The 10,200-nt window shown below is 41.8% G+C and carries 10 protein-coding genes, 1 rRNA gene and 1 riboswitch; all 11 genes read left to right on the top strand.

The window, feature by feature from the left end:
• The first annotated feature begins 179 nt into the window (after positions 1–179).
• The 11 genes from rrf (at position 180) to purF (ending at position 10,188) form a co-directional block, all read left to right on the top strand.
• Positions 180–296 (top strand): 5S ribosomal RNA (gene rrf / locus M3610_RS25665).
• Positions 297–426: 130 nt separating this feature from the next.
• Positions 427–1,284 carry a mechanosensitive ion channel family protein gene (locus M3610_RS25660; RefSeq protein WP_251463358.1) on the top strand — a complete coding sequence of 286 codons (858 nt, stop codon included), beginning with the start codon at positions 427–429 and terminating at the stop codon, positions 1,282–1,284.
• A 27-nt stretch (positions 1,285–1,311) separates the two neighbouring features.
• Entirely contained in the window at positions 1,312–1,509 is a 198-nt protein-coding gene (locus M3610_RS25655) for an NETI motif-containing protein (RefSeq protein WP_373561645.1), read from the top strand.
• A 94-nt stretch (positions 1,510–1,603) separates the two neighbouring features.
• A riboswitch (purine riboswitch) is annotated at positions 1,604–1,705 on the top strand.
• A 126-nt stretch (positions 1,706–1,831) separates the two neighbouring features.
• Positions 1,832–2,320 carry a 5-(carboxyamino)imidazole ribonucleotide mutase gene (purE, locus tag M3610_RS25650; protein ID WP_251463357.1) on the top strand — a complete coding sequence of 163 codons (489 nt, stop codon included), beginning with the start codon at positions 1,832–1,834 and terminating at the stop codon, positions 2,318–2,320.
• Complete coding sequence (purK, locus tag M3610_RS25645; RefSeq protein ID WP_098571090.1) at positions 2,313–3,461, top strand: 5-(carboxyamino)imidazole ribonucleotide synthase; 1,149 nt, start codon at positions 2,313–2,315, stop codon at positions 3,459–3,461. Before purE ends, purK begins: the two co-directional genes overlap by 8 nt.
• 3 nt (positions 3,462–3,464) lie before the next feature.
• A complete protein-coding gene (gene purB, locus M3610_RS25640) occupies positions 3,465–4,763 on the top strand; it encodes an adenylosuccinate lyase (protein ID WP_098571089.1) in 1,299 nt (432 codons plus the stop codon).
• 196 nt (positions 4,764–4,959) lie between these two features.
• Positions 4,960–5,673, top strand: a complete 714-nt coding sequence (gene purC, locus M3610_RS25635; protein WP_098571088.1) for a phosphoribosylaminoimidazolesuccinocarboxamide synthase — start codon at positions 4,960–4,962, stop codon at positions 5,671–5,673.
• A complete protein-coding gene (gene purS / locus M3610_RS25630; protein WP_098571087.1) occupies positions 5,666–5,920 on the top strand; it encodes a phosphoribosylformylglycinamidine synthase subunit PurS in 255 nt (84 codons plus the stop codon). Before purC ends, purS begins: the two co-directional genes overlap by 8 nt.
• Entirely contained in the window at positions 5,917–6,600 is a 684-nt protein-coding gene (purQ, locus tag M3610_RS25625) for a phosphoribosylformylglycinamidine synthase subunit PurQ (RefSeq protein WP_098571086.1), read from the top strand. Before purS ends, purQ begins: the two co-directional genes overlap by 4 nt.
• Positions 6,584–8,809, top strand: a complete 2,226-nt coding sequence (purL, locus tag M3610_RS25620) for a phosphoribosylformylglycinamidine synthase subunit PurL (protein WP_098571085.1) — start codon at positions 6,584–6,586, stop codon at positions 8,807–8,809. Before purQ ends, purL begins: the two co-directional genes overlap by 17 nt.
• The gene (gene purF, locus M3610_RS25615; RefSeq protein ID WP_098571084.1) at positions 8,785–10,188 is read left to right on the top strand and encodes an amidophosphoribosyltransferase; all 1,404 of its coding nucleotides are present in this window, start codon (positions 8,785–8,787) and stop codon (positions 10,186–10,188) included. The genes purL and purF overlap by 25 nt, the downstream gene beginning before the upstream one ends.
• Positions 10,189–10,200 lie beyond the last annotated feature (12 nt).

Below are 10,200 nucleotides of genomic sequence, written 5' to 3'. Positions count from 1 at the left end.
CTGAGATAAAGGAAACACGAAGAGCGATAGCGATTCGATGTTGACTTATCGTAGGGAAAAGACCGAAGGACACTAGTTGCTGGACGCTGGAGCTAGACAATTATATAGGTGAACTCAAGTTTACAAAAAACTTCTTCTGCATTATCTAGTTTTGAGGGAATGATTCCTCAATTAAATAGTCTGGCAGCAATGGCGAGAAGGTCACACCCGTTCCCATACCGAACACGGAAGTTAAGCTTCTCAGCGCCGATGGTAGTTGGGACACGCGTCCCTGTGAGAGTAGGACGTTGCCAGGCACATTAAGGACAACCTGAAAAGGTTGTTCTTTTTTGGTTTAAATTAAATTATTTTTCCACCGATAGTTTTTAACATCAAATATTGCAAACACTAACACTAGGTATGATTGGAAGACAAGTGGGTGGTTTAATGGATTGGATGGATTTACTTCATCACTATAAACTGACAAGCATTTTTTTAGCAGCTATTATTGCAAGGATCATTGTTTTTATCATAAATAAAACTGTTCATAATTTTTTTCTAAAAACCGATTTCATTGAAGAACGGATAGAGCAGACGATTGAAAGTATGATTCGCTCTTTAACCAAATATACGGCAACTCTCTGTTTCATCTTTTTTGCCATATCTCAATACGTTAGTAATTTTGGAAGAATTTTGGCTGGAGCAGGTATACTCGGGGTAATCCTTGGGTTTGGAGCGCAAAGCATCATTAAGGATATTCTATCAGGTATTTTCTTGATTTATGAAAAGCAGCTGCATAAAGGTGACTTCATCACCATCAATAATACCTTCAATGGGACAGTTGTTGATATAGGACTAAGATTCCTAAAGATTCGAGAATGGACCGGCAAGGTTTTAACGATCAGCAATGGTGAAATAAAACAGATTCATAACTACAATATTGAAGAAATGCGGGTGATTGAAAGAATAGTGGTAAGCTATCGGGAAAATCCTGAAAGGGTGTTTGAAATTCTTGAGATCGCCTGTGAAAAAATCAATGTGCTGCACGAAGCATGTTTAAAGTTAGACCTCGCTAATTGTCCAATAGAACCATTCCAAGTATATGGGATGACCACTATCAATTCAGGATACCGAGGGATTGAATATACGGTTACAGGCCTTGTTGATGATACTCTATACTGGGATGCAGCAAAAGAAGCGAGGAGGATTATAGCTCAAACACTTTTTGATTATGAAATAAAATTGGCAGAGGACACAATGTTAGTAAAGCCAGTTGACGATGTTTTTTTAAAAGAGGGAAAATAACAGTGGAAAGAGAGGTACTTAATGGTAATGGGTAAAAAGAAAATGCAATTTGAGGTACAATCAAATGAAAATATTGAGGACTGCTTGAATAGAATGAAACAGTTGGGCTATACGCCTGTACGACGAACGGAAAAGCCGATTTTTCAAGAAATAAAAAAAGGCAATGAGACTATTTATGAACCAATTGCCCGCCAAATTATCTTCGAGGGCACTTTAATAGAGTAAAACACGAACATTATGGTGGTATTTAAAAATAATGTTCGATTTATTGGTTGACACCTACCGAAGATGATTGTAAGATATAGAAGTGAATTAATCAATAACAATTTATCTTTACCCTCGTATATCCATGGGAATATGGCCCATAAGTTTCTACCCAATAACCGTAAATTATTGGACTATGAGGGAAAGTCAATATGTTCGGTATAATTAAGGGCAGGAACCTTAATTTGGTATCCACTGCCACTATGCCCGAACAAATGGCTTTCTCTTACATGAGAAGCTATTTGTTCGGGTTTTTATTTTGGAAAAAAAAGGGGGATTTTCGATGTCCATTCTTGTTGGAGTAATCATGGGAAGTAAATCGGATTGGGAAACAATGAAACATACGTGTGAGATTCTCGACCAGTTAGAAATTGCTTATGAAAAAAAGGTGGTATCTGCTCATCGGACACCTGATTTGATGTTTACATATGCAAAGGAGGCCAGAGAAAGAGGTTTGAAGGTGATTATTGCCGGAGCTGGCGGAGCGGCCCATCTTCCTGGGATGGTAGCAGCCCAAACCACTTTGCCAGTAATCGGGGTTCCTGTCCAAACACAGGCCTTAAAGGGGTTAGATTCATTACTGTCTATCGTCCAAATGCCAGGTGGTGTACCCGTAGCAACTGTGGCAATAGGCAAAGCAGGTGCAACGAATGCTGGTTTACTAGCAGCACAAATCTTAGCAACGGGTGACACTGAATTAGCTGGAAAATTAGCAGCAAGAAGAGAAGCCACTAAACAAGAAGTACTAGAAAGTAGTGATCAACTTGTCTAACCAAACGATTTTACCAGGATCAACGATTGGAATTATCGGCGGCGGTCAACTTGGCAGAATGATGGCTCTAGCAGCAAAGGCTCAAGGCTTTCGGATTGCGGTATTAGAACCAACGACAGACTCTCCGTGTGGACAGGTTGCAGATATTGAGGTCATTGGTGCCTATGATGATCGCCAAGCTATTAGTAAATTAGCGGAAGTTAGTGATGTCATAACCTATGAATTTGAAAACATTGATGCAGATACACTTGAGTGGCTATGTAATCAGGCAAATGTCCCGCAAGGTCCACGGTTATTAACCATCACGCAGGACAGGATTAAGGAAAAGGCAGCAATCCAACAAGCGGGTGTGGAGGTTGCTCCATATGAAGTGATTAATAACATTGAGGAATTATTATTAAAGATAAATACGATCGGATATCCGGCTGTCTTGAAAACGGCAAGAGGCGGATATGATGGAAAAGGTCAACTTGTGATTCGGGACCAGCAGGATTTATCTAAGGGTGAACCCCTTTTAAAACACGGTGCCTGTGTATTAGAAAAGTGGATTCCTTTTGAAAAAGAAATTTCAGTGATTGTAACACGCAAGCTTGATGGTGAAACAACATTTTTACCAGTGGCTGAAAACATTCATAAAGATAATATTTTAGATACAACGATTGTTCCAGCTAGAATTTCAGAAGTTTTACAAAGTGAAGCTGTTCAACTGGCAAATAAGCTGGCTGATTCGTTACAATTAGTCGGGACGCTGGCTGTTGAGATGTTCTTGACTAGTAATGGAACCATTTATATTAATGAATTAGCACCACGACCGCATAATTCTGGGCACTTCTCCATCGAGGCTTGCGAAACGTCACAGTTCGAGCAGCATATCCGAGCCATTTGTAATTGGCCGTTAGGAAGAACGGGGCTATTAAAACCGGCTGTTATGGTCAACCTATTAGGAGAGCATCTTGAACAACTGTATAAGGAAATTCCGTCCTTGAATGACTGGAAGATTCATTTATATGGAAAAAAAGAGGCGAAAATCAAGCGGAAAATGGGCCATGTGACTATTTTGCGCGAAAGTGTCGAGGCGGCCCTTGCAGAAATGAACGAGAGCAGCATCTGGAAACCAGTAAAAGAAAAGATCGGGGGATAAAACATGATTGATCGTTATACACGACCGGAAATGGGAGCAATTTGGACAGAGGAAAACCGTTTTAATGCTTGGCTTGAGGTTGAAATACTAGCCTGTGAAGCATGGGCAGAACTAGGTGACATCCCAAAGGAAGATGTGAAGAAATTACGCGAAAATGCTTCCTTCAATATTGACCGCATTAAAGAGATTGAAGAAGAAACACGGCACGATGTAGTTGCTTTTACCCGCGCGGTATCTGAAACATTAGGAGAAGAGAAGAAGTGGGTGCATTACGGATTAACGTCAACGGATGTTGTTGATACGGCCCTATCTTATATCCTAAAGCAGGCCAATGCGATTTTACAAAAGGACTTGGAAAACTTCATTGAGATTTTAAGAAATAAAGCAATTGAACATAAGCTTACTGTCATGATGGGACGGACGCATGGGGTCCATGCTGAGCCGACAACTTTTGGCTTAAAGCTTGCTCTATGGTATGAAGAAATGAAACGGAACCTAGAGCGATTTAAGCAGGCAGCAGAAGGAATCGAGTTTGGAAAAATCTCTGGTGCGGTTGGTACTTATGCAAATATTAATCCGTTTGTGGAACAGTATGTTTGTGAAAAATTAGGACTGCAAAGAGCACCAATCTCTACGCAGACTTTACAGCGTGACCGTCATGCCCACTATATGTCAACGATTGCGTTGATTGCTACTTCCATTGAGAAGTTTGCAGTGGAGGTTCGCGGGCTGCAGAAGAGTGAAACTCGTGAAGTAGAGGAATTCTTCGCAAAAGGTCAGAAAGGATCCTCAGCAATGCCTCATAAGCGGAATCCGATTGGTTCCGAGAATATGACGGGAATTGCACGTGTAATCCGAGGATATATGCTTACTGCCTATGAAAATGTACCGCTTTGGCATGAGCGTGATATTTCACATTCATCAGCGGAACGGATCATCCTGCCTGATGCAACGATTGGTTTGAATTATATGCTGAATCGTTTTGGTAATATCGTGAAGAACTTGACGGTTTACCCAGAGAATATGAAGCGTAATATGGACCGGACACTTGGCTTAATTTATTCTCAACGTGTATTACTTGCGTTAATTGATAAAGGTTTATCTCGTGAAGAAGCGTATGATACTGTTCAGCCAAAAGCGATGGAAGCATGGGAAAAGCAAGTTCCTTTCCGCAGCTTGATTGAATCAGAGGAAAAGATTACTTCACTGCTATCAGAAGCTGAAATTGCTGATTGCTTTAATTATAACTACCATCTGCAACATGTAGATACGATTTTTGATCGCTTAGGGTTGAATGAATAAGGTCTATTGACGACCGAGCAAGCAAAAAAGGCAGAGTTATGGTGGCCAATAAGGGTTATTGGCTGCCAAACTCGATAATAATGGATCAGTTAGAAAGCCAATAGTCATTCTCAAAAAAATAGTTCACTTATTTAGGGCTTCTGACACCTTAACTATCCTGAAGATTCCCAATATTGCAAAATAGGAGGCGTTTCCCATGAAAAAACCTTTATACGAAGGAAAAGCAAAACGAATTTACGCAACAGACGATGAACAGATTGTTTTGGTTGAGTATAAGGATTCAGCAACGGCCTTTAACGGAGAAAAGAAGGCTGATATAACTGGAAAAGGGCGTTTAAATAACGAGATTACTAGTTTGTTATTTTTAAAACTTAAAGAACAGGGAATTGAGTCTCACTTTATCGAGCGTGTTTCTGAAACGGAACAACTAGTGAAAAAAGTATCGATCATTCCACTTGAAGTAGTTGTACGAAATATTGCGGCAGGAAGCCTTGCAAAGCGATTGGGAATTGAAGAGGGACGTCAGTTATCAACTCCAATCGTCGAGTTTTACCTGAAAAACGACGAACTAGGTGATCCACTCCTAACAATTGATCACATCCTTGAATTGCAAGTGGCAACTACTCAGGAGACAGCAATTTTACGAGAAAAGGCACTCCAAATTAATACAGTTTTATCAAGCTTTTTCAATGACCTTGGCATACGTCTCATCGATTTCAAACTTGAGTTTGGTAAAGACGCTGAAGGCACAATATTATTAGCCGATGAAATCTCGCCTGACACCTGCAGGCTGTGGGATAAAGAAACAAATGAAAAGCTCGACAAGGATGTATTCCGACGTGATTTAGGAAGCTTAACAGATGCTTATGAAAATATTTTAGCGAGATTGGGAGGACGTCAGCATGTATAAAGTAAAGGTATTTGTCACATTAAGAGAAAGTGTTTTAGACCCGCAAGGAAAAGCTGTAACCAACTCTTTACACTCTTTGAACTATAAGGAAGTAGCCGATGTCCGAATCGGTAAATATATGGAATTAACAATTGAAAAATCCGAGCGCGATATTAATGAAGTGATCAATGAGATCTGTTCAAACCTTTTAGCTAATCCGGTTATCGAAGACTACCGTTACGAAGTAGAGGAGTGTGTTACACTGTGAAATTTGCAGTAATCGTCTTCCCTGGATCGAATTGTGACATTGATATGTTCCATGCCATTCAAGATGAACTCGGAGAGCAGGTTGAATATGTTTGGCATGATTCTGAGAGTTTAGAAGAATTTGATGGAATTCTGCTTCCAGGCGGTTTCTCCTATGGTGACTATTTGCGTACGGGGGCTATTGCTAGATTTAGTAATGTCATGAAGGAAGTCATTAAAGCAGCAGAAGCAGGAAAGCCGGTTCTTGGCGTTTGTAACGGATTTCAAATTCTGCTCGAAGCAGGCTTACTGCCAGGTGCAATGAGACGAAATGAAAGCCTATCGTTTATTTGCAAGCCAGTGGAGTTGAAGGTAGAAAACAATCAGTCGATGTTTACGACTGAATACAGCAAAGGCGAATCAATTGTCATCCCTGTCGCCCATGGTGAAGGAAATTACTATTGTGACGAGGAAACTCTTGCGAAGCTGAAACAAAATAATCAAATTGTCTTTACTTATAACCAGAACCCGAACGGAAGTCTTGCAGATATCGCAGGAATTACCAATGAAAAAGGAAATGTCCTTGGAATGATGCCACACCCGGAAAGAGCCGTAGATGAATTACTAGGCAGCGCCGATGGTTTAAAGATGTTCCAATCGATTGTAAAAGCTTGGAGGGAAGCACATGTTGTCAACGCTTGAACCAAATCCTACTCAGATCAAAGCAGAAAAAATATATCAGCAAATGGGTTTGTCCGATGAAGAATTTGCAATGATTGAAAACATTCTTGGCCGCACACCAAACTATACCGAAACAGGTCTTTTCTCGGTTATGTGGTCGGAACACTGCAGCTATAAAAATTCAAAGCCTATCCTAAAAAAATTCCCGATTACAGGTGAAAAGGTTCTTCAAGGGCCAGGGGAAGGTGCTGGTATCGTTGATATCGGTGATGAGCAGGCGGTTGTTTTTAAAATTGAGAGTCATAACCATCCATCCGCAATTGAGCCTTATCAAGGCGCAGCAACAGGTGTAGGCGGAATTATCCGTGATGTTTTCTCGATGGGAGCACGTCCAATTGCCATGTTGAACTCACTGCGTTTCGGTGAACTAGATTCTGCCCGCGTACGCTATTTATTCAAAGAGGTTGTTGCTGGTATCGCCGGCTATGGAAACTGTATTGGTATTCCGACGGTTGGCGGCGAAATCCAGTTCGATCCTTGCTATGATGGAAATCCTCTAGTTAATGCGATGTGCGTTGGGTTAATAGACCATAAAGACATCAAAAAAGGGCAGGCACATGGTGAAGGAAATACGGTGATGTATGTGGGGGCAAAAACCGGCCGTGACGGTATCCATGGTGCAACATTCGCTTCTGAAGAATTGACAGAGCAATCAAGCGAAGACCGTCCAGCGGTTCAGGTTGGCGATCCATTCATGGAGAAGCTGTTGTTAGAAGCTTGCTTAGAACTGATTCATTGTGATGCCCTCGTTGGTATTCAAGATATGGGTGCAGCCGGACTTATTAGTTCATCTGCAGAAATGGCCAGCAAAGCTGGAATGGGTATTGAGATGAATTTGGACTTGGTGCCACAGCGTGAAACAGGCATGACTGCCTACGAAATGATGCTGTCTGAGTCCCAAGAACGGATGCTTATCGTTGTTAAAAAGGGTAGAGAACAAGAAATCGTTGAGCTTTTTGAAAAATACGGTCTTGAGGCTGTAGGGATTGGAACGGTTACTAGCGATAAACAGATGCGCCTTTTCCATAAAGGAGAAATCGTGGCGGATGTTCCAGCTGATGCCCTAGCGGAAGAAGCACCAGTTTACCATAAGCCATCAAAAGAACCAAGCTATTACGCTGAATTCCAAGCGATGGAAAATGAAGTTCCTCAGGTGGACGATTTAAAAGGAACGTTAGTAAGTCTGTTAAGCCAGTCAACGGTGGCGAGCAAGGAATGGGTTTATGAGCAGTATGACTATATGGTGCGTACAAACACGGTCGTTTCACCAGGTTCTGATGCAGCGGTTGTAAGAATCCGCGGCACACGAAAAGCACTGGCAATGACAACGGATTGTAATTCACGTTATGTCTATTTGGATCCTGAAGTAGGCGGGAAAATCGCCGTAGCTGAAGCTGCGCGTAATATTGTATGTTCTGGTGCAGAGCCTTTAGCGATTACAGATAACCTAAATTTCGGTAACCCAGAAAAGCCTGAGGTGTTCTGGCAGATTGAAAAAGCTGCCGATGGCATGAGCGAAGCCTGCCGCGTCCTTGAGACACCAGTTATCGGCGGAAACGTTTCTTTATATAACGAAACTAGCGGCACAGCGATCTATCCAACACCTGTAGTAGGAATGGTTGGTTTAGTAACGGATCTTGATCATATTACAACACAGCACTTCAAACAGAACGGTGACCTTATTTATTTAGTAGGGGAAACGAAGGACGAATTTGGCGGCAGTGAGCTGCAAAAGCTTCTGAACGGAAAAGTATTCGGTAAAGCCCCTGAATTAAATGTAACAATCGAAAAAGAGAGACAAAACCAGGTTCTTGCTGCGATTCGTGCTGGAGTAGTAGAATCCGCGCATGATTTATCAGAAGGCGGTTTAGCCGTTGCGGTAGCTGAATGTCTATTCACAAATGAACAACTTGGTGCAGAAGTAACCATCGCTGGAAATTCAGTTTCAGCTTTATTCAGTGAAACACAATCTCGTTTCTTATTGACTGTTAAACCTGAACATAAAGATGAGTTTGAAAGTTTAGTAGATGCAGTACAAATTGGAACAGTGAACGAGACAGCAAAACTGCAGATTACAAATGGTGAGTCAACTGTACTTGAAGCTTCGATTGAAGAATTAAAAGCGGCCTGGAAAGGGGCGATCCCATGTTACCTGAAATCAAGGGATTAAATGAAGAGTGTGGCATCTTTGGTGTCTGGGGGCACCAGGATGCAGCCCAGTTAACCTATTACGGACTTCACAGCCTGCAGCATCGCGGCCAGGAAGGGACCGGAATTGTGGTCTCAGATGGCAAACAGCTTAAAGGGGTAAAAGGTGAAGGGTTAGTTGCTGAGATCTTTACCACGGAAGCGATGAAGGAACTGACAGGCACATCAGCCATCGGTCACGTTCGTTATGCAACGGCAGGAGGCGGCGGTTATGAGAATGTTCAGCCGCTCTTGTTCCATTCACAAACTGGCAGCCTTGCGCTGGCCCATAATGGAAACTTAGTGAATGTTAATTCATTAAAACATCAGTTGGAAGCTCAAGGGAGCATTTTTCAAACAAGCTCAGATACCGAGGTTTTAGCACATCTAATGAAAAGAAGCGGCTACACTGATTCAAAAGACCGTGCTAAAAACGCGCTTTCTATGTTAAAAGGCGCCTATGCATACCTGATTATGACTGAAAACGAATTAATGGTGGCATTAGATCCGCACGGATTAAGACCTCTTTCACTTGGTTCCCTAGGTGATGCCTATGTTGTTGCTTCGGAAACCTGTGCCTTTGATGTCGTGGGTGCGGAATATATTCGCGATATTCGACCAGGAGAACTATTAATAATCAATGATCAGGGGCTAGTGTCTGAACAATTTGCGGTAAGTTCAACAAAAGCGATTTGTACGATGGAATATATTTATTTCTCAAGACCGGACAGCAATATTCAAGGAATCAATGTCCACACCGCCCGCAAAAATATGGGTAAAAGATTAGCAATAGAAGTACCAATCGAAGCCGATGTTGTTACGGGTGTTCCTGATTCAAGTATTTCAGCGGCGATTGGCTATGCTGAAGAAGCAGGAATTCCTTATGAAATGGGCTTAATCAAAAACCGTTATGTCGGTAGAACCTTCATTCAACCTTCTCAATCGTTACGGGAGCAAGGGGTTAAGATGAAACTCTCAGCTGTTCGTGGAGTTGTGGAAGGGAAACGAGTGATCATGGTTGATGACTCAATCGTACGCGGGACGACGAGTAGAAGAATTGTTAATCTTTTGAAAGAAGCAGGGGCGACAGAAGTACATGTGGTTATCAGCTCCCCGCCTATTAAGAATCCATGTTTTTATGGGATAGATACATCAACAAAAGAAGAATTAATTGCCTCTGATAAAAGTGTCGAGGAAATAAGAGAACTTATTGGTGCGGATTCATTAACCTTTATCAGTGTGGAGGGCATGATGCATGCCTTAGGCCAAGAAGGCACGAATGGCTATTGCCTAGGCTGTTTCACAGGGAATTATCCAACGGAAATTTATCCAGATACACTCCAATATTATTATCAGAAGTAGGAAGGAGCGAGC

The organism is Neobacillus sp. MER 74, assembly GCF_023714155.1.
Note: the sequence above shows the minus strand (reverse complement) of the source record. Positions and strands in the feature narration are given on the sequence as shown.

What these genes read in the sequence shown, in the direction of transcription:
- M3610_RS25660 (WP_251463358.1), top strand. Translation starts at nt 427, where the DNA reads ATGGATTGGATGGATTTACTTCATCACTATAAACTGACAAGCATTTTT.
- M3610_RS25655 (WP_373561645.1), top strand. Translation starts at nt 1,312, where the DNA reads ATGGGTAAAAAGAAAATGCAATTTGAGGTACAATCAAATGAAAATATT.
- purE (WP_251463357.1), top strand. Translation starts at nt 1,832, where the DNA reads ATGTCCATTCTTGTTGGAGTAATCATGGGAAGTAAATCGGATTGGGAA.
- purB (WP_098571089.1), top strand. Translation starts at nt 3,465, where the DNA reads ATGATTGATCGTTATACACGACCGGAAATGGGAGCAATTTGGACAGAG.
- purC (WP_098571088.1), top strand. Translation starts at nt 4,960, where the DNA reads ATGAAAAAACCTTTATACGAAGGAAAAGCAAAACGAATTTACGCAACA.
- purS (WP_098571087.1), top strand. Translation starts at nt 5,666, where the DNA reads ATGTATAAAGTAAAGGTATTTGTCACATTAAGAGAAAGTGTTTTAGAC.
- purL (WP_098571085.1), top strand. Translation starts at nt 6,584, where the DNA reads ATGTTGTCAACGCTTGAACCAAATCCTACTCAGATCAAAGCAGAAAAA.
- purF (WP_098571084.1), top strand. Translation starts at nt 8,785, where the DNA reads ATGTTACCTGAAATCAAGGGATTAAATGAAGAGTGTGGCATCTTTGGT.